28 protein-coding genes are annotated in these 26090 nt (G+C 65.5%); 18 read left to right on the forward strand and 10 right to left on the reverse strand.

Features of this window, described 5'->3' with window-relative positions:
- Window positions 1–156: 156 nt before the first annotated feature.
- Together NSE01_RS00320 and NSE01_RS00325 are read left to right on the forward strand one after the other, a co-directional pair.
- Window positions 157–627, forward strand: a complete 471-nt coding sequence (locus NSE01_RS00320) for a MarR family winged helix-turn-helix transcriptional regulator (RefSeq protein WP_147157627.1) — start codon at window positions 157–159, stop codon at window positions 625–627.
- Between the two features lie 85 nt (window positions 628–712).
- Window positions 713–1117 (forward strand): c-type cytochrome, encoded by a 405-nt coding sequence (locus tag NSE01_RS00325; protein WP_246134954.1) that lies wholly within the window; start codon window positions 713–715, stop codon window positions 1115–1117.
- Window positions 1118–1169: 52 nt separating this feature from the next.
- On the opposite strand, the gene NSE01_RS00330 is transcribed toward NSE01_RS00325, so the two are convergent.
- Window positions 1170–1553: a VOC family protein gene (locus tag NSE01_RS00330; RefSeq protein ID WP_147157628.1), complete on the reverse strand. Its 384-nt coding sequence runs from the start codon at window positions 1551–1553 to the stop codon at window positions 1170–1172.
- A 299-nt stretch (window positions 1554–1852) separates the two neighbouring features.
- Here NSE01_RS00330 and NSE01_RS00335 point away from each other — a divergent pair, with 299 nt between their 5' ends.
- The 3 genes from NSE01_RS00335 (at window position 1853) to NSE01_RS00345 (ending at window position 4528) form a co-directional block, all read left to right on the forward strand.
- On the forward strand, window positions 1853–3151 hold the full coding sequence (locus NSE01_RS00335) for a sugar MFS transporter (protein ID WP_147157629.1): 1299 nt from the start codon (window positions 1853–1855) through the stop codon (window positions 3149–3151).
- 64 nt (window positions 3152–3215) lie between these two features.
- Window positions 3216–3656 (forward strand): RrF2 family transcriptional regulator, encoded by a 441-nt coding sequence (locus tag NSE01_RS00340; protein ID WP_147157630.1) that lies wholly within the window; start codon window positions 3216–3218, stop codon window positions 3654–3656.
- Between the two features lie 65 nt (window positions 3657–3721).
- A complete protein-coding gene (locus tag NSE01_RS00345; RefSeq protein WP_147157631.1) occupies window positions 3722–4528 on the forward strand; it encodes an outer membrane protein assembly factor BamD in 807 nt (268 codons plus the stop codon).
- A gap of 31 nt (window positions 4529–4559) precedes the next feature.
- On the opposite strand, the gene NSE01_RS00350 is transcribed toward NSE01_RS00345, so the two are convergent.
- A complete protein-coding gene (locus tag NSE01_RS00350) occupies window positions 4560–5624 on the reverse strand; it encodes a glycosyltransferase family 4 protein (protein ID WP_147157632.1) in 1065 nt (354 codons plus the stop codon).
- The gene (locus NSE01_RS00355) at window positions 5621–6529 is read right to left on the reverse strand and encodes a UDP-2,3-diacylglucosamine diphosphatase (protein ID WP_147157633.1); all 909 of its coding nucleotides are present in this window, start codon (window positions 6527–6529) and stop codon (window positions 5621–5623) included. The genes NSE01_RS00350 and NSE01_RS00355 overlap by 4 nt, the downstream gene beginning before the upstream one ends.
- Before the next feature lie 192 nt (window positions 6530–6721).
- On the opposite strand from NSE01_RS00355, the gene recN reads away from it, so the two are divergent.
- From recN to NSE01_RS00375, 4 genes are read left to right on the forward strand one after another with little or no spacing between them, the layout of a single operon-like run.
- A complete protein-coding gene (gene recN / locus NSE01_RS00360; protein WP_147157634.1) occupies window positions 6722–8398 on the forward strand; it encodes a DNA repair protein RecN in 1677 nt (558 codons plus the stop codon).
- A gap of 2 nt (window positions 8399–8400) precedes the next feature.
- The gene (locus tag NSE01_RS00365; RefSeq protein WP_147157635.1) at window positions 8401–9084 is read left to right on the forward strand and encodes a GNAT family N-acetyltransferase; all 684 of its coding nucleotides are present in this window, start codon (window positions 8401–8403) and stop codon (window positions 9082–9084) included.
- 5 nt (window positions 9085–9089) lie between these two features.
- The gene (ligA, locus tag NSE01_RS00370) at window positions 9090–11138 is read left to right on the forward strand and encodes an NAD-dependent DNA ligase LigA (protein WP_147157792.1); all 2049 of its coding nucleotides are present in this window, start codon (window positions 9090–9092) and stop codon (window positions 11136–11138) included.
- A 7-nt stretch (window positions 11139–11145) separates the two neighbouring features.
- Window positions 11146–11640: a CinA family protein gene (locus NSE01_RS00375; protein ID WP_147157636.1), complete on the forward strand. Its 495-nt coding sequence runs from the start codon at window positions 11146–11148 to the stop codon at window positions 11638–11640.
- Here the strand turns inward: NSE01_RS00375 and NSE01_RS00380 are convergent.
- From NSE01_RS00380 to NSE01_RS00390, 3 genes are read right to left on the reverse strand one after another with little or no spacing between them, the layout of a single operon-like run.
- Window positions 11618–12517 carry a 50S ribosomal protein L11 methyltransferase gene (locus tag NSE01_RS00380; RefSeq protein WP_147157637.1) on the reverse strand — a complete coding sequence of 300 codons (900 nt, stop codon included), beginning with the start codon at window positions 12515–12517 and terminating at the stop codon, window positions 11618–11620. The genes NSE01_RS00375 and NSE01_RS00380 overlap by 23 nt on opposite strands.
- Window positions 12514–13419: a subclass B3 metallo-beta-lactamase gene (bla, locus tag NSE01_RS00385; RefSeq protein ID WP_246134955.1), complete on the reverse strand. Its 906-nt coding sequence runs from the start codon at window positions 13417–13419 to the stop codon at window positions 12514–12516. The genes NSE01_RS00380 and bla overlap by 4 nt, the downstream gene beginning before the upstream one ends.
- The gene (locus tag NSE01_RS00390; RefSeq protein WP_147157639.1) at window positions 13409–14122 is read right to left on the reverse strand and encodes an SDR family NAD(P)-dependent oxidoreductase; all 714 of its coding nucleotides are present in this window, start codon (window positions 14120–14122) and stop codon (window positions 13409–13411) included. Before NSE01_RS00390 ends, bla begins: the two co-directional genes overlap by 11 nt.
- Before the next feature lie 170 nt (window positions 14123–14292).
- Between NSE01_RS00390 and sdhC the strand changes: the two genes are divergently transcribed.
- From sdhC to NSE01_RS21465, 5 genes are all read left to right on the forward strand, one after another.
- Window positions 14293–14718, forward strand: coding sequence for a succinate dehydrogenase, cytochrome b556 subunit (gene sdhC / locus NSE01_RS00395; RefSeq protein WP_147157640.1), 426 nt, complete (start codon window positions 14293–14295; stop codon window positions 14716–14718).
- Window positions 14719–14748: 30 nt separating this feature from the next.
- Complete coding sequence (gene sdhD / locus NSE01_RS00400; protein ID WP_147157641.1) at window positions 14749–15132, forward strand: succinate dehydrogenase, hydrophobic membrane anchor protein; 384 nt, start codon at window positions 14749–14751, stop codon at window positions 15130–15132.
- 3 nt (window positions 15133–15135) lie between these two features.
- The gene (sdhA, locus tag NSE01_RS00405) at window positions 15136–16962 is read left to right on the forward strand and encodes a succinate dehydrogenase flavoprotein subunit (protein WP_147157642.1); all 1827 of its coding nucleotides are present in this window, start codon (window positions 15136–15138) and stop codon (window positions 16960–16962) included.
- Window positions 16963–16994: 32 nt separating this feature from the next.
- Complete coding sequence (locus tag NSE01_RS00410) at window positions 16995–17363, forward strand: cupin domain-containing protein (protein ID WP_147157643.1); 369 nt, start codon at window positions 16995–16997, stop codon at window positions 17361–17363.
- 144 nt (window positions 17364–17507) lie between these two features.
- Complete coding sequence (locus NSE01_RS21465; RefSeq protein ID WP_176590044.1) at window positions 17508–17879, forward strand: hypothetical protein; 372 nt, start codon at window positions 17508–17510, stop codon at window positions 17877–17879.
- A gap of 1 nt (window position 17880) precedes the next feature.
- Here NSE01_RS21465 and NSE01_RS00420 read toward each other — a convergent pair whose 3' ends face one another.
- Both NSE01_RS00420 and ypfJ read right to left on the reverse strand, forming a co-directional pair.
- Entirely contained in the window at window positions 17881–18483 is a 603-nt protein-coding gene (locus NSE01_RS00420; protein WP_174811972.1) for a hypothetical protein, read from the reverse strand.
- A gap of 37 nt (window positions 18484–18520) precedes the next feature.
- A complete protein-coding gene (ypfJ, locus tag NSE01_RS00425) occupies window positions 18521–19423 on the reverse strand; it encodes a KPN_02809 family neutral zinc metallopeptidase (protein WP_147157644.1) in 903 nt (300 codons plus the stop codon).
- 258 nt (window positions 19424–19681) lie between these two features.
- On the opposite strand from ypfJ, the gene NSE01_RS00430 reads away from it, so the two are divergent.
- From NSE01_RS00430 to NSE01_RS00445, 4 genes are all read left to right on the forward strand, one after another.
- Window positions 19682–21178 (forward strand): M28 family metallopeptidase, encoded by a 1497-nt coding sequence (locus tag NSE01_RS00430; RefSeq protein ID WP_246134956.1) that lies wholly within the window; start codon window positions 19682–19684, stop codon window positions 21176–21178.
- 80 nt (window positions 21179–21258) lie between these two features.
- Window positions 21259–22716, forward strand: coding sequence for an IMP dehydrogenase (guaB, locus tag NSE01_RS00435; protein ID WP_147157646.1), 1458 nt, complete (start codon window positions 21259–21261; stop codon window positions 22714–22716).
- 21 nt (window positions 22717–22737) lie between these two features.
- Entirely contained in the window at window positions 22738–23919 is a 1182-nt protein-coding gene (locus NSE01_RS00440) for an RsmB/NOP family class I SAM-dependent RNA methyltransferase (RefSeq protein ID WP_147157647.1), read from the forward strand.
- 65 nt (window positions 23920–23984) lie between these two features.
- Entirely contained in the window at window positions 23985–24491 is a 507-nt protein-coding gene (locus NSE01_RS00445) for a tetratricopeptide repeat protein (protein ID WP_147157648.1), read from the forward strand.
- A gap of 46 nt (window positions 24492–24537) precedes the next feature.
- Here NSE01_RS00445 and NSE01_RS00450 read toward each other — a convergent pair whose 3' ends face one another.
- Window positions 24538–25023, reverse strand: a complete 486-nt coding sequence (locus NSE01_RS00450) for an RNA pyrophosphohydrolase (protein ID WP_147157649.1) — start codon at window positions 25021–25023, stop codon at window positions 24538–24540.
- Window positions 25023–25988, reverse strand: a complete 966-nt coding sequence (locus tag NSE01_RS00455) for an alpha/beta hydrolase (RefSeq protein WP_147157650.1) — start codon at window positions 25986–25988, stop codon at window positions 25023–25025. Before NSE01_RS00455 ends, NSE01_RS00450 begins: the two co-directional genes overlap by 1 nt.
- Between the last annotated feature and the right edge of the window lie 102 nt (window positions 25989–26090).

Raw genomic sequence — 26090 nt, forward strand, 5'->3', positions numbered from 1 at the left:
CCGCCAATCGCCGGTGTTTCACGCTGCACTGCGACAAAAGTTTGCGTCCAGATCACTCGCAACGTAAGGAAATGCCCGCAGACAGCCCCAGCGAGACAGAAAGGCCCGCCTTTGTCGATAGAGACAACGAGGTCCCCCGAAGCAGCGACACGTGCCATGCCCCTCAGCCGGCAGGCCGTGACTCCAGAACTTGATCTCGATGGGCTCGACCGTGTGCTTGGCATTCATGTCGGCACGATCAACACGCTGTTGCTTTCGCGGCTCGAACGTCAGCTGGAAACCTTCAAGGTCACGCCCAAGCAGGTGGCGATCCTGTGGCTCGTCAACGCCAACCCCGGCGTCAAGCAGTCCGATCTCTCGCGCTTCTTCAAGATCGAGCGCCCCACGGTGCACCAGTTCGTGCGCCAGCTGACGATGAACGGCCACCTCGTCTCCGAGCCTTCGAAGCTAGACCGCCGTGCCGGCGGCCTGTGGATCACCGAGACAGGCGCCGCCACGCTTACCGCGGCGCGCGAGATCATCTTTACCGACGAGGCCGACCTGCTCAGCCCGCTGACCGCGGACGAACAGGCCGAGCTCTACCGGCTCATCATCAAGGTCTATCTTTCCGCACCAAGCCGGACCTGAACCTTTCAGGCAGCGGAACGGTGCATTAAGCTCGGATACAGGCCGGCTGCGGCATAGACACCGTGGTCATACAGGGGAGTTTCAAATGTCGATTTCGAAGACTGGTCTTGGTTTCATGGCGTTCGGTGCAGCGACTCTCGCGGCTCTTGCGGCAGCCAGCGCGGCGCAAGCGGCCGGCCCGGCGGGCGATGCTGCTCGCGGCAAGACGGTCTTTGCCCGCTGTGCGGCCTGCCACGATCTCAACACCGGCGCGATCCGCATGGGGCCCAGCCTCAAGGGTGTGGTTGGCCGCAAGGCCGGCACGTTCGCCAACTTCAGCTATTCCGCCGGGATGAAGGGCAAGGGCGTGACTTGGGGTCCGGACACGCTCGACCAGTTCCTCACCGCGCCGATGAAGTACGTCCCCGGCACGCGCATGGCCTTCCCGGGCCTGTCGAACGCACAGGACCGCGCAGACGTTATCGCCTACCTCAAGGTTGCTGCGAAGTAAGCCAAACGATCCTCCCCGTCCTGCCGGGGCGGGGAGGAGAACTGTTTGGCCCTCAGCTCGTAATCTCGATCAGTGCCCCGTCGGGCGCACGGGCCACGGCCTCGTAATAGCCGTCACCGGTCCGCCGCGGGCCTTCCAGCAAGAATCCCGCCGCGCCCAGCCGCACTGCTGCCATATCGACGGCAGCCTCCGATCCCAGCGAAAGCGCGATGTGCGCCCAGCCCATGCGGTCCTCGTCGGTTCCTGGGCTGACCCACGGCCCGCTCATCAACTCGATCTGGCCGCCCTCCTGCGGCAGCACGGCGAAGCGTGATCGAAAGCCCGGTCGCCGCTTGCTTTCATAGACCGGGCCGACGATCGCGCCGAAAAACTCCGTCCAGAACGCAGCCGATTCATCGACATCGCTCACCCAGACGGCGACGTGGGCAATGCGCATGTTCGGTTCCCTTAGCTAGGTGGCGGATAGTCTGCCTTACCCGGCCATTTGTCCACTGCGGCGCACAGATGAGATGGCTGCGTCAAATGCTGTTGATAACGTTCACTTTTTGCATTCCCAAGATTGGGCGATCTGTGGTCCTGCGTCTGAAGTAATGGAAATTGCGGGATCTTCCGGCCATTTTATGCACTACGGCGATACGTATGCGCGGCAAGAGCAGGTGGACTTTCGCGCATGCCTTGGCACAAGCAGAGTAGTGAAGGCCGGCGGATAATCGGCTGCAAGGAGAGTTAGACCCCATGGCCATGGCCCCGACAACCGCTGCAGATGCCAATTCCGCGTCCGATGCCGGCAACATCGATGCACCTGAACTGCGCGTCTTCGTCATGGCGCTGTTCTTCCTCTTCGGCGGGATCACTTCGCTCAACGACGTGATCATCCCGAAGCTCAAGGACCTCTTCACGCTCAACTACACGCAGGCGATGCTGGTGCAGTTCTGCTTCTTCACCGCCTATTTCGTTGTCGGCGTGCCCGGCGCGGCGCTGGTCAAGCGGATCGGTTACATGCGCGGCGCGGCGGTGGGCCTGCTGACGATGATGGCGGGCTGCCTGCTCTTCATCCCGGCTTCGCAGAGCGCGCTCTACGTCCTGTTTCTCTTCGCGCTGTTCATCCTCGCGAGCGGCGTGGTGCTGGTGCAGGTCGTCTCCAACCCCCTGATCTCGTTGCTCGGCCCGGCCAAGACCGCCAGCAGCCGCCTGACTTTCGCGCAGGCGTTCAATTCGCTCGGCACGGTGCTGTTCCCGCTCGTCGGTGCCAGCCTGATCCTCGGCAAGATCAAGGACGTGAAAGTCGATCAGCTCGTCGGCCCGGCGCTCGATGCCTACCGCGTCACCGAGAGCCGCCTTGTGGTCAATACCTACATCGGCCTTGCAGTCAGCCTTGCGCTGGTCGCCGCCGTCGTCTGGGCCAACCGCAACCGCCTGAAGGGCGAGCGCCACGAGGATAGCTCGCTGGGCGCCAGCCTGTCGCTGCTCTCGCGCCCGCGCTTCGGCTTCGGTGCGCTCTGCATCTTCCTTTATGTCGGCGCGGAAGTCTCGATCGGTTCGATTATCGTCAATTATCTCGCCCAGCCGACGGTCATGGGCTTGACGCACGAAGCGGCGGGCGGCGAGATCTGGAAGTACTGGTTCGGCGCCATGGTCGGCCGCTTCATCGGCTCGGCGCTGCTGCGCGTTGTCAACCCGGGCAAGACCCTTGCAGCCTGCGCGGCGGGTGCGATCTCCCTGCTGGCAATCTCGACCCACACTTCGGGCCTTGTCTCGGCCTACAGCCTGCTCGCCATCGGACTGATGAACTCGATCATGTTCCCGACGATCTTCACGCTCGCCTGCGAAGGCCTCGGCAAGCGCGCCGCAGACGGGTCGGGGATCATCAATGTCGCGATCTTCGGCGGCGCGGTTGTTCCGCTGGCCACTGGTGCGCTGGCGGATGCAACGGGCAGCCTCACTCTGTCGCTGGTGCTTCCGGCGCTGTGCTATGCGGTGATCGTGACCTTTGGTCTTTTTGCCACGCGCCCGGTCCACCCGCTCGAAGCGTAAACAGCGACGGGGGTATTTCTACTCCCGGCGTTGACATTCGGCAGTCCCCGGCCAAATTGGGGACATGCTTTCGCAGAAGACGCGCTACACGATCCGCGCCCTCCAGCACTTGTCCGATACCTTCGGACAGGGGCCTGTGCGTCTTGACGCGATTGCCGAAGCGCAGAACATCCCGCGCAAGTTCCTTACTGTCATCCTCTCCGAGATGGCGCGTGAGGGGATCGTGATCTCGCATCGCGGGCGGGAAGGGGGCTATGAACTCGCTCTTCCGCCTGTTGATATCCGCTATGGCGATATCATCCGCCTGACGCGCGGCAGCCTTGCGCTAACTCCTTGCGCCAGCCGCAACGCGCACGAAACCTGCAACAACTGCCTGCCCGAGGCGGATTGCCGCTTGCGCGGGCTGATGCTGCAACTGCGTGACGAGATGGCCACGATGCTCGACCGGATCACGCTGGCCGATCCGATCACCCTCGAACCGCCGTTCGAGGAACAGGCTGCGTAAGCGAAGCGGCAAAAAGCCTTGAACTTCACTTGGCGTTCATTCGCCTGCTGGTTATAGCGTCCGCCATGATCTTGCCTGTCACCGGCCGCAGCCCGCTGCGCCTTCTCGCACTTGCCGCCGCCACCGCCTTGCTTGGGCTCACCGCAGGCTGCGCTGGCACCAAGGCCAAGAAGGACGTCGCCTACGTCGCGCGCGACGTCGATACGCTCTATGCGGCCGCCAAGGACCGGCTCGACAAGGGCGATGCCCGGCAGGCCGCGGCGCTGTTCGATGAGGTCGAGCGCCAGCATCCCTATTCGCCCTGGGCTCGCCGCGCCCAGCTGATGAGCGCGTTCAGCTACTACGCTGCGCGCGATTATGCGAAGTCGGTGCAGTCGGCCCAGCGCTTCCTCTCGATTCACCCGGGCAACAAGGACGCGCCTTACGCCTACTACCTCGTCGCGCTCTGCTATTACGAACAGATCAGCGACGTGACACGCGACCAGAAGATCACGCAGCAGGCGCTCACCGCGCTGACCGAAGTGACGCGCCGCTATCCCAATACGACTTACGCAATCGACGCGCGGCTGAAGCTCGATCTCGTCAACGATCACCTAGCCGGCAAGGAAATGGAGATCGGCCGTTTCTATCAGCGCAGCGGCAAGTGGCTGGCAGGTACGCTGCGCTTCCGCACCGTGATCGATAAGTATCAGGCCACTAGCCACACGCCTGAAGCGCTTTATCGACTGGTCGAGAGCTATCTCGTGCTCGGCCTTCCCGAGCAGGCGCAGAAGTCTGCCGCCGTGCTCGGCGCCAACTACCCTGGCAACGAATGGTACGAGCGGGCCTACGAGCTGATGAACAAGAAGGCGCCCGGCACCACCGCTAGCTGAAGTGGCCGGCGGTTAGGGCGGCGGGCACCAGTCAGGCTGCCGCGCTGAGTCGCCGCGTTTCGACGGCACGCCCCAGCGCACCGAGGAACTGGTCGGTTGCGTGATCCCAGCTATAGCTGCCGCCGTGGGCTGCCGCAGCCTCACGGTTACAGCCAAGTGCAGCCGTAATCGCCTTCGCTAGATCTTCATCCAGCGCGCCGACAGGCTGCAGTAGAGTGCTTTCGGGGCCGCGGCCCTCTCGGCCAACCACGTCCATCGGGCCCGGCACCGGATAACCCGCCACGGGCAGACCGCATGCCATGGCCTCGATCATCACCAGCCCGAAGGTGTCTGTCCGGCTCGGGAAAACGAAGACATCAGCCGAGCAATACGCCTGCGCCAGCGGTATCCCTGAAAGCGCGCCGAGAAAGTGCGCTTCGGGATAGCGCGCGCGCAGTTGCGCCAGATCGGGGCCATTGCCGACAACGACCTTGGTTCCCGGCACATCGGCATCAAGAAATGCGCCGAGGTTCTTTTCGACCGCGACTCGGCCCACGTTGAGCATGATCGGGCGCGGCAGATCGGCGAGGGCCTCGAGCGGGGAATGGCCGGGATGAAACAGGCTCGCATCGATCCCGCGTGTCCACGGGGTCGCCTGCGTCAGCCCGTGTCCGGTCAGCTCTTGGGCGAGGGTCGGCGTCGAGACGAGAATGGCATGGCTCGCCGCATGAAAGCGCCGCATGATCGGCCAGAAACGGTCTGGGCTGAGCCCGGTGCGCACCGCGGCGTAATCAGGAAAGCGTGTGTGGAAGGCGCTGGTGAAGGGCACCCTGTTCGCCTTGCACCAACCCCGCGCCGCCCAGCCGATCGGGCCTTCGGTAGCGATATGAACGATGTCCGGATCAAACGCGCGCAGCATTCGCCGCGTGCGGAAACGCGGCAGCATGGCGAGGCGGATTTCCTTGTAGCCGGGCAGGCCGAATGTGAAGAACTGGTTCGGCGTGACCAGCATCACCTCATGGCCGCGTGCGGTCACCCGCTCGATGGTCGTCGCCAGCGTGCGGACGACCCCGTTGACCTGCGGATGCCAGGCATCGGTGCAAAGCGCGATTCTCATGCGTCTTCCTTGATCCGGACCGGTTCAGCTTCGGCCTTTTCAGCCTTGGCGAAGGCCTCCTCGAAGCAGATCGCTGCCCAGTCGACGATCGAGATCGCACCCGCATGGTCCTCGACCAGCGCTGTGCAGCTTTCGACCCAATCGCCGTCGTTATAATACGTCACATCGCCGATCTGGCGGATTTCCGCGCAGTGGATATGCCCGCAGATCACCCCGTCGACGTCCATGTCGCGCGCGGCGTGGGCCACCGCTTCCTCGAACGCGCAAACGAACTGTACGGCGTTCTTCACCCGCTTCTTGAGATAGGCGGAGAGCGACCAGTAGGGCAGCTTGAACCAGCGGCGGACCTTGTTGAACCAGCGATTGGTGCGCAGCAGGATCTCGTATGCCTTGTCGCCAAGGAACGCGAGCCAGCGGGCATAGAGCACCACGCCGTCAAACTTGTCGCCATGCGTCACCAGCAGGCGGCGCCCGTCTGCCGTGACGTGGACGGCCTCCAGCGCGATCTCGACGCCGCCGAAGCTCATGCCTGCATAAGGGCGCAGCATCTCGTCGTGGTTGCCCGCGATCAGGACCACGCGCGTGCCTCGGTGCGCCATCTTGAGCACGCGGCGGACGACTTCATTGTGGGCATCGGGCCAGTACCACCCGCGCGAAAGCCGCCAGCCATCGACGATATCGCCCACCAGATAGAGCGTCTCGCACTCGATCGAAGCGAGGAAATCGAGAAGCATCTCGGCATTGCAGCCGCGCGTGCCGAGGTGGATGTCCGAAACCCAAACCGTGCGCACCTTGCGCTTGGGGCGAAATCCGCGCGGTTCGGGCAGGTCGAGCCAGGCGGGAATGGACTTGGCAAGTTCGGTCGCTGTGGGAGATAGTCCCCAGGCCTTTGCACTGCGCGTCATCGCGAGATCCCTATCAGTTTGGTAACTGAGCCGAATCCCTGTCACAATCGCATGTCACCTACGTTGCACCCTGTCATGGCGCTGTCATGCGGGGGCCCGAATGCCGGATTTATCCACAAGTTTGCCAACATGCTGCGTTCTCTTTGCGAGCAGGGTGACGCGGGGCGGCGGACTGGGTAAGGATCGTCAGCGATGCTTACGGGTCTCTCCATTCGCAATGTTGTCCTGATCGAAGCGCTCGACCTCGCGTTCGGGCGCGGGCTTGGCGTGCTCACCGGGGAGACGGGGGCAGGCAAGTCGATCTTGCTGGATTCGCTGGGGCTCGTGCTGGGGGACCGGGCCGATGGCGGCCTCATCCGTGCCGGCACCGACGAGGCTAGCGTGACCGCGACGTTCGAGTTCGCCGCGCTCCCCGAAGCACTGCGGGCCGCGCTGGCCGAGGCGGAGATCGCGGTGGAGCCGGGCGAACCCCTCATCATCCGCCGCCGCCTCCGCGCCGAAGGCGGAAATGCCGTCGGCAGCCGAGCCTTCGTCAACGATCAGCCGGTGAGCGTTGCCCTGCTGCGCGAACTGGCGCGCAACCTCGTCGAACTGCACGGCCAGCACGATGATCGCGGCCTTGTTAACGCACGCGGCCACCGGGCCTTGCTCGATCGCTATGCCCGTGCCGAAGTGGCTGACGTTGCCGCCGCGTGGGACAAGTGGCGTGCGGCGGAGAGCGCGCTTGCCGAGGCGCAGGCGCGGCTGGCGGCAGCGTCTGCGGAGCAGGACCTGCTCGTCGCGCATCTCGCCGAACTGACTCAACTCGCGCCCGAAGTTGGCGAGGAAGCCGAACTCGCCGAGCAGCGCGCTTCCATGCAGAAGGGTGAGCGGCTGTCGGGCGATCTCGCCGAGCTGCAACACCTCTGGACCGGTTCCGACTCCGCCCTTGTTTCCCTGCGCAGCGCCTCGCGCCGGCTCGACCGCATCGCGCATGAGCATCCGCTGCTTACGGAAGCCATGGAAGCGCTTGACCGCGCGGTGATCGAGGCGAGCGAGGCGGAGGACAGGCTGGAGAAGGCCGCCGAGGCCCTCGTGCACGATCCGATGCTGCTTGACCGCATCGAGACGCGGCTGTTCGATCTGCGCGCCGCTGGCCGCAAGCACGGCTGCAGCGTGGATGACCTGCCTGCGCTCATGACCGAAATGCGCGCCGCGCTCGATCGGATCGAAGGCGGCGAAGCGGCCATCGCCGGCCTTGACCGCGCGGCGCAGGACGCTGGGCTCGATTACCGCGCCAAGGCCGAAAGCCTCTCGGTTGCCCGCGCCGAGGCAGCGCGGCGGCTCGATACGGCGGTGGCGGCAGAACTCGCACCGCTAAAGCTCGATGCCGCGCGCTTCCGCACGGCGGTCTTGCGCCTGCCCGAGGACCGCTGGGGCCCGCATGGCGTCGACGCAGCCGAATTCCTCATTTCGACGAACCCCGGTGCGGATTTCGCCCCGCTTGCCAAGATCGCCTCGGGCGGTGAGCTCTCGCGCTTCATCCTCGCGCTCAAGGTCGCCCTCGCGGAGGAGGGCGGCGCCGCGACAGTGATCTTCGATGAGATCGACCGCGGTGTCGGCGGCGCAGTGGCCAGCGCTATCGGCGAGCGTCTGGCGCGGCTGGCATCGGGCGGACAGTTGCTTGCCGTGACTCACAGCCCGCAGGTCGCCGCCCGTGGCACTGCGCATTACCTGATTGCCAAGTCCTCCGAAGGCACCGTCACGCGCACCTCGGTGATCCAGCTTGATGCGGAGGGGCGGCAGGAGGAAATCGCCCGCATGCTGTCCGGCGCTGAGATTACCCCCGAAGCGCGCGCGCAGGCCGAACGTCTGCTTGAACAGGCCTGACCATGCGCCACCCGCTTGACCGTCCGATCTGGTCGCTGCTCAATGGTCCGCAGGCTGCGCTGGCTGTCGCGACCGGCACGGTATGCCGGATCGACCCGACCTATGGCCCTTTTGCGGCGGCTGCACCGGGGCACGAAGCCGAACTGGCCGGTCTCCTCACCAGCGCCGATGACGAGATCTGGCTGCTCGAATCCGAGGAACAGCCGCCGCCGTCTGGCACCCGAGTCTTGCGCACCGCGCCGCTTCTCCAGATGATCGCCGATGGCCCGCTGGCGGCGCATCCCGTCGATCCCGAACTGATCCTGATGACCGAGGCCGACGCGCCCGAAATGACCGCGCTCGCGCTAGAAACACAGCCCGGCCCATGGCGCTCGCACACCCACCGCTACGGCCCGTACTATGGTTTGCGGGAAGAGGGCCGCCTGATCGCCATGGCCGGCGAACGCATGCGCCCAGCGCCCGGGCTTGCGGAGCTCAGCGGCGTGTGCACAGCGCCCGATCGGCAGGGCAGGGGCCTTGCCGGCCGCATGATCCGCCGCGTTCTCGCCGGATTTATCGAACGGGGGGATACTCCGTTCCTGCACAGCTACGCCTACAACACCCACGCGATCCGTCTTTACGAGACACTCGGCTTCCGCGCCCGGCTATCGCTTGTGGTGACCGTGCTGGGGAGAGCCGAGCCGTGACTGCAATGACCGAAGCCGATGCCGCGAATGAACTGATGCGCCTCGCGCGCCAGATCGCGCATCATGATCGGCTCTATCACGCGCAGGACGCGCCAGAGATTTCGGACGCCGAGTATGACGCGCTCGTGCGGCGCAATGCCGAACTGGAAGCAGCGTTTCCGCATCTGATCCGCTCTGACAGCCCAAGCCGCAAGGTTGGGCATGAAGTCGCGGCCTCGCCGCTCAGCAAGGTGGCCCACGAGGTTCGCATGATGAGCCTCGACAACGCGTTCTCGGATGAGGAAGTCGAGGAATTCGTGGCGCGCGTCCGGCGCTTTCTTGCGCTGCCGCCCGAGGCCGAAGTGGCGATGACTGCCGAGGACAAGATCGACGGGCTTTCCTGCTCGCTGCGCTACGAGAACGGCCACCTCGTCCGCGCCGCCACGCGCGGGGATGGGCAGATGGGGGAGGACGTGACTGCGAACGTCGCCCACATCGGCGATATTCCGCAGGTCCTCTCAGGCGATGCCCCTGCGGTGTTCGAGATCCGCGGCGAGGTCTACATGGCCAAGGCCGATTTTGCCGCGCTCAATGCCGCGCAGGAGGAGAAGGGCGACAAGCTCTTCGCCAATCCGCGCAATGCGGCGGCGGGATCGCTGCGGCAGAAGGACGCGAGCGTGACTGCCAGCCGCCCCTTGCGCTTCCTCGCGCATGGCTGGGGCGCGGCGAGTGCCGTTCCCGGCGAGACGCAGCTCGATGTAATGCAACAGATCGCTGCATGGGGCGTGCCTGTCTCGCCGCTGCTGGTGCGCTGCCTGTCGGTCGAGGCGATGGTCGAGCACTTCCGTAGCATCGGTGCGCAGCGACCGGGGCTGCCCTATGATATCGACGGCGTCGTCTACAAGGTCGACCGGCTCGACTGGCAGGAGCGCCTCGGCTTCGTCGCCAAGGCGCCGCGCTGGGGTCTTGCACGCAAGTTCCCGGCAGAGCGTGCCGAGACGGTGATCGAGGCGATCGACATTCAGGTCGGCCGGACTGGTAAGCTGACGCCGGTGGGCCGCTTGCGCCCGGTGCTGGTGGGCGGCGTCACCGTTACCAACGTCACGCTCCACAACCGCGACGAGATCGGGCGGCTTGGCCTGCGCGTCGGTGACCGAATCGTGCTTCAGCGCGCGGGCGACGTGATCCCGCAGGTGGTCGACAACCTCACCCGCGAGGAGCCGCGCGAGGCTTATGCGTTCCCCGATCACTGCCCGGAATGCCAGTCCGAAGCGGTGGCCGAGGAAGGCGAAGTCGATGTGCGCTGCACTGGCGGCCTGATCTGCCCCGCCCAGCGCGTCGAGCGCCTGCGCCACTTCGTCAGCCGCGGCGCGCTCGATATCGAGGGGCTGGGCGAGAAGACGATCATCGAGTTCTTCGGGCTTGGCTGGCTGGAAAGCCCGGCCGACATTTTCCGCCTTCGCCAGCGCCGTGACGAAATCGTCGGTCGCGAGGGGTGGAAGGACAAGTCTGTGGATAACCTGTTGGCGGCGATCGAGGCAAAGCGCGCGCCCGATGCGGCGCGGCTGCTGTTCGGGCTTGGCATCCGCCATGTGGGTGCCGTGACGGCGCGCGACTTGATGAAGCGTTTCACTACGCTGCCGGCGCTGCGCGATGTGGCGGTGCGCGCAATGGCAGAGGACGCCGAAGCCGCAGCGGAGCTGCTCGGGATCGAAGGTGTCGGTCCGGTTGTGGTCGAAGCGCTCGGCGACTTCTTCCACGAACCGCACAATGTAGCGGTGTGGGAGGATCTGCTCTCGGAAGTCTCGCCGCCGGACTACATCGTCGAGACCAAGGCGAGCGCGGTGGCAGGCAAGATTGTGGTCTTCACCGGCAAGCTCGAGACGATGAGCCGCGATGAGGCAAAGGCGCAGGCCGAGGCATTGGGCGCGCGGGCGGCAGGCTCGGTTTCGGCCAAGACCGATCTGGTCGTGGCGGGGCCGGGGGCTGGTTCCAAGCTCAAGCAGGCAGCAGCGCTGGGCATCGAAGTGATCGACGAGGCGGCTTGGGCCGAGATCGTCAAGGCAGCGGGATGAGCGGACAATGACCTTTGAAGACCTGACGCCCATTGGCACTGAGGCGGGCAAACTGCTCAAGGCGCGCGGGCAATCGATCGCGGTTGTCGATGGCGCGACGGGCGGGCTGATTTCGGCCGCGCTGCTCGCGATGCCGGGGGCTTCGGCCTATTTTCGCGGCGGCGGCGTGATCTACACGCTGAAGGGGCGGCGGATGGTGCTGGGGCATGAACCCGGCTCCTTGCGCGGCCTCACGTCTGCTACCGAAGCCTATGCTTTGGCGCAGGCGCGACTTATCCGGGCGCGCTATGAGAGCGATTGGGGTGTGGCTGAGACTGGCGCGGCCGGGCCGGGCGTCCATCCGCTGGGCGTAGCTTCGGGCACCAGCGCGGCGGCGATTGTCGGGCCGGGCTACGAAGCGGCGATGATTGTGGAGACGGGGCACGATGACCGTCTCGCCAACATGATCGCATTCACTCGCAACGCGCTGGAATTGCTTGTCAGCGGGTTGAACGCCGCCTGAGCCACAGGATCGTCCAGTTGCCGCGCTGCATCCGCGCGCGCAGCGAGAAGCCGGCGCGGGTATAGGCCGCGCGCACGGTGGGCTCCTGCGCAGTGAGCAGGCCTGCCAGCAGCACGCTGCCGCCCGGCGCGACCGCCTTGCCGAAATCGCGCGACAGTTCGGCCAGCGGCCCGGCGAGGATATTGGCGATCAGCAGATCATAAGGCGCGGCGGCGCGGAGCAGCGGATCCTCCATGCCCGGCGCGATGACCATGGCGAGCTTGCCGGGGCCATCGCCAAGCGGGATGCCATTGAGTTCAGCGTTCTCCGCCACGACCGGCCCGCAGACTGCGTCGATATCGCTCGCCGTCGCCCGGGCGCGGGGCCACAGGTGGAGCGCGGCGAAAGCGAGCAGGCCGGTGCCTGTGCCGATATCCGCAAGGTTGCGCACGACGAGCCCCTTCGCCTTCATGTGGGCCAACATGGCAAGGCAACCCGAAGTCGTCTCGTGGTGTCCGGTCCCGAAGGCCTGGCTGGCGGGGATCACGAAATCCCGCAGGCCATGTGCGGGCGGATGATCGGGCGTGCGGACGTGGAACGGGCCCTCGGTAATCGGCTCGACGTTCTGTTGGCTTAGCGTGACCCAGTCTTCATCGGCCAGTTCTTCGATGATCAGCTTGGGTTTAGCCCCCGCAAACAGCGCGGTGATCGCGGCCTTGTCGGCTGCCGTGGGCTTGCGCTCGAGCCAGGCTTCGAGCTGCCACGCATCCGGCTCGGCCGGGTCGGTCTGCCCTCCGCCGAGCACGATGGAGAAATCCCAATCATCGGCGTCCTCGTGCGCGACGAGTGCGGCGCGGACGACTTGGGCAGGGGCACTGACGGTGATTTTCCAGCTCACTTGGTGGCTTCCTTGGCAAGCTGTGCGGCAAGTCCCTTGCGGCCCATTGCAGCATAATCGGCGCAGGCCTTCGTCGATGCGAGGGGCTGCTGGCCCAGCATGCGCTCGAACAGCTCACTCACCGAAGGATGCGGCGTCACGAGAATGCCGCAGCGCCGTGCCGCGATGGCGGCAAAGGTATGGCGGAAACGGGCGACGACGTCCGGGTGATCGCTGAAGCGATAGGATCCTGACGCCAGCGCTGAAATGCTGTCGATATAGTTCACCGTCTGGCACCGCTTTCCAGCGCAGCTTTGCCAAGTCCAGCTGCTCGAGCCGGTGGTGTGCCCCGGTGTCGCGGTCATGGTCAGGCGCAGCGGGCCGACCCGCACAGTATCGCCGTCCTTGACGATCCGGTCCGCCTTCACCGGCGCGAAATCGTGATCCCTGAGTCCGGCAGCCTGCGAATCCGCAGGATCTACCTTGCCAGTGGCTATGACGGCCGCTGCGGGCGCGCTCAGCGCCACTTTCGCCCCGGTCGCCTTGGCCAGCGCCGCCAGCCCGCCGACATGGTCGAAATGCTCGTGACTGGTGACGATCCAGCGGATATCCTCCGGGCGAAAGCCGAGTGCGCGGATATTGGCGAGGATCGAGGGCACTGCCTCGTTGGTCGCGGCATCGATGAGGACATGGCCCTGCGGCGAAGTCACCAGCAGTACGGAAACCGTGCAGGTGCCGACGTAATAGGTATTGCCAAAAAGCCGCGCAGGCGGGGCAGGGGCGGAGAAATCCTCCTTGCCCTCGCACTGCTTGAGAAGGGCCTGCGTCGCGGCGCGGTCTGGTCCTGCCGCTGCGACCGGCTTGGCCCCTGCGCTAGCCGGCACCAGCGCCAGACCTGCGAAAGCGAGCGCCTTAACGGACAAAGCTCGCTCCATTCGCGTCGATCACCGCGCCCGTCATGCTTGCCGGCGCATCGAGCGCGCAGAACACGCCGATGGCTGCGATTTCCTCCGGGCTCGCCACGCGGCCCAGCGGAATGTCCGCGAGCAGGCCTGGTCCGCCACGGCTGGCGAGATAATCCCCCGCCATATCGGTATTGGTGAAGCCCGGCGTTACCGCAAAGCTCAGGATGCCTTGCGCGGCGTAGCCCCGCGCGATGGTCTTGTGCATCGCGATCATGCCGCCCTTGGCCGCCGCATAGTGCCAGTGCGCAGGCGAATCCCCGCGATAGGCCGCGCGGCTTGCAACATGGACGATGCGCCCGCCGACCCCGCGCGCCTGCCAGTGCCGAACCGCCAGCCGCGAAAGCTGCGCCGCGGATGTCAGGTTGATCCGCAGCGTCTCTTCCCAGCCATCAAGCCACGCGATGTCCGACGCGTCGAGCGGATTGGCGGCGAAAAGCCCGGCGTTGTTGACGAGAATGTCGATTGTTCCGCCCGCCAGATCCAGCGCCTGCTCCCACAGCAACTCCGCCGAAGCTGGCTCGCCGAGGTCTGCGCCGACAATGCCGGGCGCGCCCTTGCGGCCATGGCGGATGACAGCCGCGCCGCGCGCGCCGAGCGCTGCGGCCAACGCGGCTCCGATGCCCCGGGTCGAGCCGGTAACAAGAATGACAGGTGCTTCCATGGCAAAGCGCTCTACCAGCGATTGAGTGCCCTGCAACAGGGGCTGAAACGAGGAGCATGCGATTGCCCTGTCGCGACGGTTGCACACCGGGCCATTTGGGCTAATACGAATCGCACTCGCTTCGTGCTCACAGGGCATGAGAGGTTTTGGTAATCTAATGAGGGGGTTCTATGGCGCAGGCGCCCGGCAAGAGGCCACTTTCGCCGCATCTTGAAATCTGGCGTTGGGGTCCGGCCATGCTGGTCTCGATCCTGCACCGCATCACTGGTAACGGATTGGCGTTTGTCGGTCTTGCCATGCTGCTGTGGTGGATCAGCGCGATTGCGGGCGGGCCGGAAAGCTATCAGACCTTCCTTGACTGGGTCTGGCTTGCCCCGAACGGAGGCCTGCAGGTGGCGACGGCGCTGCTCGGCAAGGTCGTTCTGGTCGGCCTCACCTGGGCGTTCTTCCAGCACATGGCGACCGGCATCCGGCACTTCGTGCTCGACGTCGGCGCGGGCTACGAGCTTGAGGCCAATGCGCGCTGGTCTTCGCTGACCATCCTGTTTTCGGTAGCGGCCACCAGCGTGTTCTGGGCCTTCGTGCTTCTGCGCTGAACCCTTCACCCGATCCTTTGAGGAAACAAAATGGGTAACGGAACTTCCATTGGCCGCGTGCGCGGCCTCGGCTCCAGCCACCATGGCACGGGTCACTTCCTGTCGTCGCGGCTGACGGCGGTCGGCAATCTCGTGCTGATCCCGTTCCTGATGGTCAGCCTCCTGCTCATGCCTTCGCATGATTATGCGACGGTCCATGCCTGGGCGGCCAAGCCGCTGCCCGCCACCGCGCTGATCCTCATCATGATCAACACGTTCTATCACGCGCGACTGGGTATCCAGGTCATGCTGGAAGACTACGTGCATGAGGATGGCGGCAAGATCGCCGCCTGGCTGTTCATCAATTTCGTGCCGTTCGCGGGCGCTGCCTTCGGCATCGTCTCGGTCGTGCGCATCGCTCTCGGGGGCGCCTGAGCCATGGCTTCCACACCTGCCTACAAGATCATCGACCACACTTACGACACCGTCGTCGTCGGTGCCGGCGGTTCGGGCTTGCGCGCCACGATGGGTTCGGCCCAGGCCGGCCTGCGCACCGCCTGCATCACCAAGGTCTTCCCGACCCGCTCGCACACGGTTGCGGCGCAGGGCGGCATTGCTGCCAGCCTCGGCAACAACAGCCCGGACCACTGGACCTGGCACATGTACGATACCGTCAAGGGTTCCGACTGGCTCGGCGACCAGGACGCGATCGAATACATGGTGCGTGAGGCGCCTGCTGCGGTTTACGAACTCGAGCACGCGGGCGTTCCCTTCAGCCGCAACGCTGAAGGCACGATCTACCAGCGCCCGTTCGGCGGCCATATGCAGAACATGGGCGAAGGCCCGCCGGTGCAGCGCACCTGCGCCGCTGCTGACCGCACCGGCCACGCCATGCTCCACGCGCTCTATCAGCAGAGCCTGAAGTACGACGCGGACTTCTTCATCGAATACTTCGCGATCGACCTCATCATGGAGCCGGGCGCGAATGGCGTTCCCGAATGCCGCGGCGTGATCGCCATGTGCATGGACGATGGCTCGATCCACCGTTTCCGCAGCCATGCCGTCGTGCTCGCCACGGGCGGTTATGGCCGCTGCTACTTCACCGCGACCTCTGCCCACACCTGCACGGGTGACGGCGGCGGCATGGTGCTGCGCGCTGGCCTGCCGCTGCAGGACATGGAATTCGTGCAGTTCCACCCGACCGGGATCTACGGCGCGGGCGTGCTCATCACCGAAGGCGCGCGCGGCGAGGGCGGCTACCTCACGAACTCCGAAGGCGAGCGCTTCATGGAGCGCTATGCGCCTTCCGCGAAGGATCTTGCCAGCCGCGACGTCGTTTCGCGCTCGATGGCGCTGGAAATCCGCGAAGGCCGCGGTGTGGGTCCGCACAAGGACCACATCTACCTCCACCTCGATCACATCGACGCGAAGGTGCTGGCGGAGCGCCTGCCGGGCATCACCGAAAGCGGCAAGATCTTCGCGGGCGTCGATCTCACGCGTCAGCCGCTCCCGGTCGTGCCGACGGTGCACTACAATATGGGCGGCATCCCCTGTAACTACCACGGCGAAGTCGTGACGATCGGTCCGGACGGCAATCCGGAAACCGTCGTCCCCGGCCTCTTCGCGGTGGGCGAGGCGGCCTGCGTTTCGGTCCACGGCGCGAACCGCCTCGGCTCGAACTCGCTGATCGACCTCGTGGTGTTCGGCCGCGCAACGGGTCTCCGTCTCAAGGAGATCATCAAGCCCGGTTCGTCACACAAGGCCCTGCCCAAGGACAGCGCCGACCTCGCGCTTACCCGTATCGACACGTTCCGCCATGCCAATGGCGGCTCGCCGACGGCGCAGGTGCGGCTCGAGATGCAGCGCACGATGTCTGGCCACGCGGCGGTGTTCCGCACCGACGAACTGATGGCCGAAGGCAAGACCAAGCTCGCTGCGACTTATGAGCGCATGCAGGACATCAAGGTTTCGGACCGCTCGCTGATCTGGAACTCGGATCTGATCGAGACGCTGGAACTCGACAATCTGATCGCGCAGGCCTCGGTCACGATGCACTCCGCCTTCAACCGCAAGGAAAGCCGCGGTGCGCATGCGCACGAGGATTTCCCTGATCGCAACGATGGCGAGTGGATGAAGCACACGGCCAGCTGGTTTGATGGCTGGGGCGGCAAGGGCGGCAGCGTGAAGCTCGATTACCGCCCGGTCCACGAATACACGCTGACGGACGACGTCGAGTACATCAAGCCCAAGAAGCGCGTGTACTGATCGTGCCCGCGTTTCGCGGGATATGGCTCTCGATGGCCGGGCTTGCTCTTGTGGCGGGCCCGGCCATTGCCGTTGCGGCGGCGGAGCCCGCAACCTTGCCCGATCCGCTTCAGGCGGGGTGGAGGGGCCAGCACGTTTGCGAATTGCTCAAGGACAACGCGAAGATGCGTGTCCTGCGCTGCACCTTCCCACCGGGCTGGGGGCATGAGCGGCACCATCATGCGCCGCACTGGGGCTATATCCTCAAGGGATCGACGATGCGGATCACCACGGCGACCGGCACGGTGGTGCGCGAGCTCAAGGCCGGCGACAGCTGGTGGAGCGACGGGATCGAGTGGCATGAGGGACTCAACATCGGCAAGACCACCGGGGTCTATCTGATCGTCGAACCGAAGCCCTGAAGCGGCAGAGTTTGCAGTTCGTACGGCTTTTCTTTGTCGTTTGACGACAGGCAGCGGACGGGAACACCAGAGCAAGCCACATCGGGGTCAGCAATCAACCCTGAAAGGAATGCCTCGATGTCCCCTCGCACATGGACACCACTCTTGGCAGGAGCCGCACTGCTTGCGGCGAGCGGCGCGGCTGTTGCGCAAGGTTCGGTCGCCAGCGCTGTGAACCCGCCGGCGCCGCCCGCTCCACCAACTCCTCCGGCTCCGCCCGCTCCCCCAGCACCGCCCGAAGCGCCTACACCGCCGGATAGCGATCTGGTGGACCGTGCTGCGATCGAGCGCGAAGTGGCCGAAAGCATGGCCGAGGCGCGCGAGAGCATTGCCGAGGCGCGCAAGGATATCGCCGAAGCGCGTGCGGAGATCATGCGCGAGAAGGATATGCCGGCCAATGTCCGCGCCCAGGCGCTTGCTGCGCTGGATAAGGCCGAGCGCGATGTGGATCAGGCGTTCGCGCGCCATAGGCAGTGAGTTAGCGGCGGCTCCGACGCTTGCCGGAGCGCTTCTTTTTCGGCGGCGGGGGCGCCGCTGCGGTTTCGTTTGCCCCCGCTGACTGCAAGGCCGCGGCCTGCGCCGCGGTCGCGGCGCGCGCAGGATAGCGGCAACCGCGCGCCTGACCGTAACCCTTGAGGAAGGCGCGGCGGCTCGCCCCGGCATAGAGCGCGACTTGCCATTGCCGCTCCTTCGATGCGGCGCCAGTGACTTCCTTGATGACGCCGCCAAACGGTATGAAGCCGTTGATGACGGATTTCGCGACGTTGCCGACAGCATTGCCGCGCTTCTCGTCGCGCGTCTTGTCCGTCGCCACGTCGATGTCCGGCCCGAGCACGGCATCAAGCTGCACGATTTCGGTGCCGATTGCGCGGCAGGAGCGCATGCCCTTGACCGTGTAGGTATCCTCGCGCGCCGCAATCAGGATCGGCGGGATCTCGTCCTTCCTGACATTCAGCGTGTCAAGCGGCGCGGTTGCAACATCGCCCGCAGTGACGTTGGGCGGCGCGACCACGGTCTGTGCTGCAAGTGGCGCTGCGGCAGCGACGACCAGCAAGGCGATGGCCAGATGGCTGTGGTTCATGGAAGCTCCCCTCTATGCCATGACAACGACGGCCGCGTTATTCCGTTCCCTTGGCTGAGCGCGCGCTGAACGTATCGCAGGCGTCTTCGTTGCCCGTCTCCATACCCTTGCGCAGCCACGCCATGCGCTGCGTGCTGCTGCCATGGGTGAACGCGGCTTCCACCGGCGTGCGCCCCGCCGAGGCCATCAGCGTATCATCGCCGATCTGGTGCGCGGCGCGCAGGCCTTCCTCGATGTCGCCCGGTTCGATGCGGTCCTTGTTCCGCGCAGCCCAGACCCCGGCGTAGCAATCGGCTTGCAGTTCGAGCATGACCGAGAGCCGGTTGGCCATCGGCGGATTGCGCCGCTGTGCTTCGGTCACTTGCTCGGACGTGCCGACAAGGTTCTGCACATGGTGGCCATATTCGTGCGCCATCACGTATGCCCGTGCGAAATCACCGCCAGCGTCAAGCTGCTTGTCCATCTCGGTGTAGAAATCCGTGTCGATGTAGATGCCCTGATCCGCCGGGCAGTAAAACGGCCCCATTGCGCTTTGGGCTTCGCCGCAGCCCGATTGCCCCTCGCGCGAGTAGAACACGAGCTTGGGTGCCCGGAAATCGATCCCCGCTTTTTGGAAGAGCGGGCCCCATGTCTTGTTGAGCGAGGCCAGCGCGTTGCAACTTTCATGGCTGAAGGCGTTCACTGAGCAGCTTTCGGCAAGGCTGCCGGCCCGGTTCGGCGCTGTTTGTGGAGGAGCCGGGCTCGACGCACCTTGCATGTTCTGCAGGGCACCGAGCGTCTGCAGCGGGTTGATGCCGAACACCAGCGCGCCGACCAGAGCAATGATCAGGCTTCCGCAGCCGATCTTTCCGCCCCGTCCGCTCATGGGTCCGCCAAAGCCCCCGACGCCGCCGCGCTGGTCTTCGACCTCAATCGAATTGTCGAAATCATCGAGCCGCATCGTCTGGTCTCCTGTCGCTGCGACGGGTTTGCCCGGAACCGGGCGGGGCCTGCAAGAGACAACCACCGCACCTTCGCCGCAGCAGAGGGAACTTGCGCGCAACCGTGGCATTTGCCAGCAAGGTGATCGCGTTAGGCCGTTCGGGGATGGCGATGAGTCGTTGTGGGTGATCCGGTTGCCATGATCTACCCTGCTGCTACCGCGAGGCGGTTTCGGCGGCGCAGCCGATTGGCCGGATTATGCCTCGCAGCCCTCGCTTTGGCACCGCTGCCAGGTAGCGCCGCAGCGCCGACCAAGCGCCAGTTGCAGCAGATCGAAGTGCTGTTGCGCCAGCATGTCACCACGCTTTCGAGTGAGGAATATGGCGGGCGCGAGCCCGGGACTCCCGGCGAGACGCTGACCTTGCGCTATCTTGCGCGCCAGTGGTTCGACATCGGGCTGGAATCGGGCACCAACGATCCGGGCAATGCCTGGTTCGCTCCGGTCGAACTGGTCGAGCGGGTGCCGCAGGGCTCTCGCGCGCAGTTCATGCACGGCAAGCGCCGGGTGGCCTTGCCGGAAGGTGGTTCGTTCGTCGTCACCTCGGGCCTGCGCAGCCTGATCGAGAACGCGCCGCTGGTCTATGTCGGGACGAATGCGGGCGGAGATGGCGCGCGGACCGAACTGGCTGGCCGTGTCGCGGTCATTCTCGACAGTGAGGCGCCGCCGCCCGAACCAGCGAAGCCCGGCGGCGCCGCCTCGCGTCCGGTCGACCGCGCGGGCAAGCTGCTTGAAAGCGGCGCTTCGGCGGTTTTGACCGTGCTGGACGGCAACCGTTCGCTCGAAGACGTGCTGGCTCGCCGCCGCCGTGCCGGTTATGCCTTGGCGGGCGAAAAGCTGGGCGGCGATATCGAGGTGTTCCTCTCCGCCGATGCAGCCAATCAGATGCTCGCCGCATCGGGTGCACCCACTATTGCCAGTCTTCATGCCGCCGGAGCCGCGCCCGGCTTCAGCGCAAAGCCGCTCGGAATAAACGGCTCGTTCGAGGCTACCAATCGCGAGACGCGTATCAAGACGCACAACCTGATCGGCAAGCTCGAGGGGCGCCGGCCGGGTTCGGGCGCGGTTGTGCTGATGGCGCACTGGGACCATTTCGGGAAATGCGCCGAGCCGCCTGCAGAAAAGCTGATCTGCCCCGGCGCGGTGGACAATGCGTCCGGGCTTTCGGTCATTACCGAAGTCGCGCGCCAGCTATCCGCCGGCAAGCCGCTGGAGCGCGATGTCTATTTCGTTGCTACAACCGGTGAGGAACTCGGCCTGCTCGGCGCGATGGCGTTTGCCGAGAACCCGCCTCTGCCGCTGGGAAATGTGGTTGCGGCGTTCAACGTCGACAGCAGCGGGCTGGTTCCCGCCGGTCTTCCGGTCAGCGTCGTGGGGCAGGGGATGACCCCGCTTGATGCAGGCATCGCCAAAGTGCTCAAGGCGATGAAGCGCAAACTTGCTACCGGTGATGCGGCCAATGCCTTTGCGCGCCGTCAGGATAGCTGGGCGCTGATGCAGCATGATGTCCCCTCGGTCATGGTCAGCACCAGCTATTCGGACCCGGCGCGGCTCGAGGCTTTCATGAAAGACATCTACCACCGCCCCGCCGATGAGGCTGCGCGCGTTGTCTATGGCGGCATGGTTGACGACGTGCTGATCCAGACCGAACTGGTGCGTTTCTTCGCCGATACCAAGGCCTGGCCGGATAGCCGGCCCGCGGCAGGTGCAAAGTAGACCGTTGGCCCTAGCCTAAACCGCCCGGCTTGATTACATGGGCCGCCACGAATCTCCCCTAACGGCAAGTGGCGCACTCCATGGATATCCCCCTCGGCCTTACATTTGACGACGTCCTGCTGCGTCCCGGCGCATCGGACTTGGTGCCGACGCAGGCGGATACCCGCACCCGGCTGACCAGCTCGATCACGCTCAACATCCCGGTGATTTCGGCCGCGATGGATACGGTGACCGAAGCGGACATGGCGATCGTCATGGCGCAGCTCGGCGGCATCGGCGTGCTTCACCGCAACCTGACGGTCGAGCAGCAGGCTGCCGCAGTCCGCGCGGTAAAGCGCTTCGAAAGCGGGATGGTGGTCAATCCGATCACCGTCACGCCCGATGCAACGCTCGGCGATGCGCAGGCGATCATGCGCGCGAACAGGATCAGCGGCATTCCGGTGGTCGAGGCAAGCGGCAAGCTTGTCGGCATCCTCACCAACCGCGACGTGCGTTTCGCCGACAATCCCGCGCAGCCGGTGCACGAGCTGATGACGCGCGAAAACCTTGCGACGGTGAAGCTGGGCACGTCGGGCGACGAAGCGCGCCGGCTGCTCCATCAGCGCCGGATCGAGAAGCTGCTGGTGGTCGACGATGCCTTTCGCTGCATCGGCCTCATCACGGTGAAGGACATCGAGAAGGCGGTCACTTATCCCAATGCGACCAAGGATGCCGGTGGGCGCCTGCGCGTTGCGGCGGCAACCACCGTTGGCGAAAAGGGCATGGAACGCACCCGCGCGCTGGTCGAGGCCGAGTGCGACGTTATCATCATCGACACCGCCCACGGCCACAACCGCGACGTTGCCCGCGCGGTCGAGGCGGTGAAGGCCATGTCGAACACCGTGCAGGTCATCGCCGGCAATGTCGCGACGGCAGAAGCCACGCGCGCGCTTATCGATGCTGGTGCGGACGGCGTGAAGATCGGCATCGGGCCGGGTTCGATCTGCACAACGCGCATCGTCGCCGGTGTCGGCGTGCCGCAGCTGACGGCGGTGCTCGAATGCGCGGCGGAAGCGGCAAAGTCCGGCGTTCCGGTGATCGCCGATGGCGGCCTCCGCACCTCGGGCGATGCGGCCAAGGCGCTGGCGGCAGGCGCAAGCACGATCATGGTCGGCTCGATGCTGGCTGGCACCGAAGAAGCTCCGGGCGAGACGTTCCTCTATCAGGGCCGTTCCTACAAGTCGTACCGCGGCATGGGCTCGGTCGGCGCGATGGCACGCGGCTCGGCGGACCGCTATTTCCAGCAGGACATCAAGGATTCGATGAAGCTGGTGCCCGAAGGCATCGAAGGCCAGGTGCCGTACAAGGGACCGGCCAAGGATGTCGTCCACCAGCTTGTTGGCGGTATCAAGGCGGCGATGGGCTACACCGGCAGCCCGACGCTCGAAGCGCTGCGCGAGAACGCAAAGTTCGTGCGGATCACCAATGCGGGCCTGAGCGAAAGCCATGTCCACGACGTGGCGATCACGCGCGAGGCGCCGAACTATCCTTCGCGCTGAGGTGCATTCGGGGATTGGGCCATGACCCCCGCAGCGCGGGTGCAATCGGCCATCGAAGTGCTCGACGCGGTGATTGCCGCCGCGCGGCGCGAAGGCGCGTCGGCTGAGCGCGTCGCATCCGAGTGGTTGAAGGCGCGCCGTTTCATCGGCTCAAAGGACCGCCGCGCGATCCGCGATCTGGCGTGGGGCGCGATCCGGCTTTGCGGGGAGGTTCCAGTCAGCGGGCGAGCCGCCATGTTGGCCGTTGCCAAGGTTGATCCGGTGCTGACGGCCCTGTTCGATGGCTCGCGCTATGGCCCCGCACCGATCCGTGAAGAAGAACCGGTTGCATCGGTAGGCGTTGCCCCTGCGTGGCTCGAGGAGCAGCTCGCCGCTTCCGGCATTTCCCGCGAACAAGGCGCCGGCTTGCTCGCTCGCGCGCCGCTCGATCTCAGGGCCAACCGGCTCAAGACCACGCGCGACAGGCTTGCTGCGATCCTTCCGCTTGAGGCTGAACGGACGCAGGCGCCTGATGCACTGCGCCTGCCCGGCGGCACACCGGTAGAAAGCTGGCCGGAGTTCGCCGAGGGTCTGTTTGAAGTGCAGGATACCGGCAGCCAGCTGACCTGCAGTGCGCTTGAGGTTTGTCCGGGTGAAGCCGTGGTCGATCTCTGCGCCGGGGCAGGGGGCAAGACGCTGGCACTTGCCGCCGCAATGCAAGGGGAGGGGCACCTTCTCGCCTGCGACATCGACCGACCGCGCCTTTCGCGCCTTGCGCCGCGCGCGGCTCGAGCCGGTGCACAAGTCGAAACCCGCCTGCTCGATCCCGGCCGCGAGACGGAGGCTCTGGCGGATTGGCAGGGCAAGGCCGATGCGGTCATGGTCGATGCGCCGTGTTCGGGCACCGGCACCTGGCGACGCGGCCCCGAAGCGCGCTGGCGGATCACGCCGCAGAGCCTTGCGCGCTATGCGAGGATGCAGGCCGAAGTGCTGCGGATCGGGGCGAGCCTCGTGCGTCCCGGCGGGCGGCTGACCTATGTGGTCTGTTCGCTGCTTGATGCTGAAGGCCCGGATGTGGTCGGGGCATTCCTCGAGCGTAATCCGGAGTGGCGCGCAGCCGAACAGCAGGTGGGGGCGGGAACCCCGCGCGGCAGCGGCCTCAGGCTTACCCCTTGGGACGATTCGACCGACGGGTTTTTCTTCGCAACACTGCACCGGCTATGATACGCAAGCACATCATGGACGCCGGGGGACCACGCGCGCCGCATGGCCGGCTCTGGGAGTATTTGATGCGCTACATGCCTTTGGGGGTTGCCTTGTCCCTTCTCGTGCTGGTGACGGGAAGCGCCGGAACGGCCGGCGTATCACTACCCAATGACCCCCGCGCAAAGGCCCTTGTCGAATCCGGGCGGGAATTACTCGGACGCGGCGATATCGAGGGCGCGACCGACAGCTTCGAAGCCGCGCTTGCCGTCGATCCGGGCAATCCCGCGACCTACCTTGCGCTGGGCGATGCGGCGCGCGGCGCCGGCATGCAGGGCAAGGCGATCCACTACTACCGCGAAGCGCTGGAGCGTGATCCCAACAACCTTGCCGCGCTCGCCGGTGAAGGTAGTGCGATGGCCGAGAAGGGCGCCGTCGAAAAGGCCAAGGGCAATCTCGCGCGGTTGGAAGGCCTGTGCGGGCGCAATTGTGCCGAGGCACAAGGCCTTGCCAGCGTGATTGCCAAGGGGCCTGTGGCTCGGGTGGTCTCTGCAGATGCGGTGAAGCCCGATCCGCAAGTCGTGGATAACTGAGGCCTGATCCCGATCCGGCGAATGCGCGAAGTCAGGGCGTACTGCCTCAGATCAACGCGTGGAATTCCTCGACGACCTGACGGTAGACGCGCTTCTTGAACGGAACGATCAAGTCGGGCAGTTGCTCAGGCTCGACCCAACGCCATGCCAGAAACTCCGGATGGGCATGGGCATCGAGCCTGATCTGCTCGTCCGCCCCGTTGAAGCGCACCAGAATCCAGCGCTGCCGCTGGCCGCGATAACGCCCGCCCCAGAGCTTGCCGATCAGATTGTCCGGCAGGTCGTAAAGGTATTCCTCGCGGCTTTCGGCGATGATCGTGACGAGGTCCGCCGTAACGCCGGTCTCTTCTTCCAGCTCGCGCAGCGCGGCCGGGTGGAGTTCTTCTCCGTCGTCGATCCCGCCTTGCGGCATCTGCCAGGCATCCCCTTCCTTGCTGTCAATGCGCTGGCCGACGAAGACGTGGCCATCGCCATTTACCAGCATCACGCCCACGCAAGGACGGTAGGGAAGCCCGGCAGGATCCTGGTTCATCAGCCGCGGTCCAGCAGCAGGCGGACGGCGGAAAAAATGCGCTTCATGTCGCCGTTCGCACTCGGGAACGCCTTGCGCAATTGGGCGAAGGCGTGGGTCGTGCCTTTCATTTCGAGGAACACGACTTCGGCGCCGGCACGGATCAGCTCTGCGCCATAGACGCGGCCGCTGTCGCGGATCGGATCAAGGCTGGCCGTTACGAGCACGGTTGGGGGCGTATCGGCATGGTTGCCGTAAATCGGATAGGCGCGCGGGTTGCCGAGTTCGGCTTTGTAGGCATCCGAGAACCACGCCATCGTTTCGGCCGTCAGCACGAAGCCATCGGCAAACTGGAAGAACGAGGCGTGGTCGGGCTTGTCGTCGCTCAGCGGATAGATCGGCACCTGCAGCACGACCGGCACATCCGCGGGCCGTTCCGCGAGCGCCTGCGTGATGACGATGGTGAGGTTGCCCCCCGCTGAGTCGCCCATCGGGATCAGGCCGGTGATCGTACGGCCCAGCGCTTCGGGGCTTGTCGCGACCCAACGCGACGCCGCCTCGCAGTCATCGGGCGCTGCGGGGAAGGGGTGCTCAGGGGCAAGGCGGTAGTGCACCGCGATCACCGGCAGATCGAGCTCGGCCGCGATTTCGGTACAGAGCGAGTGGTGGCTATCGAGATCGCCGATGACGAAGCCGCCGCCGTGGAAGAACATGACCACCGGGCCGGGCTCACGCGTTTCTCGTGCATCGTAGAAACGCAGCGGAATGTCGCCCGCAGGGCCGGGGCAGGAGAGATCCTTGATGACCGCCAGTTCGCGCGGCTCGGCCTCGGCCAGCACGCCCATCTGCACATAGTTCGCCCGCGCGCCTTCGGGGCCAAGCTCGGCCATGGAGGGACCGGGGACCGAGGCCATGAAATCCAGAAAGGCCTTCACGTCGGGCCGGACATAGGGGGTGCTGCCGGGGGGCGTTGCAGTGTCGGACATCGGCTTCCTCATCCTTGCAAGGTGTCTTGTCGTGCTGAGTCGGCGAAAGGCGCCAACTGACAGGACTGTTATTTGCGGGGCTTGACGGGCGGGGGCAATCGG

It is taken from the genome of Novosphingobium sediminis (assembly GCF_007991615.1).
Taxonomy (GTDB): Bacteria; Pseudomonadota; Alphaproteobacteria; order Sphingomonadales; family Sphingomonadaceae; genus Novosphingobium; species Novosphingobium sediminis.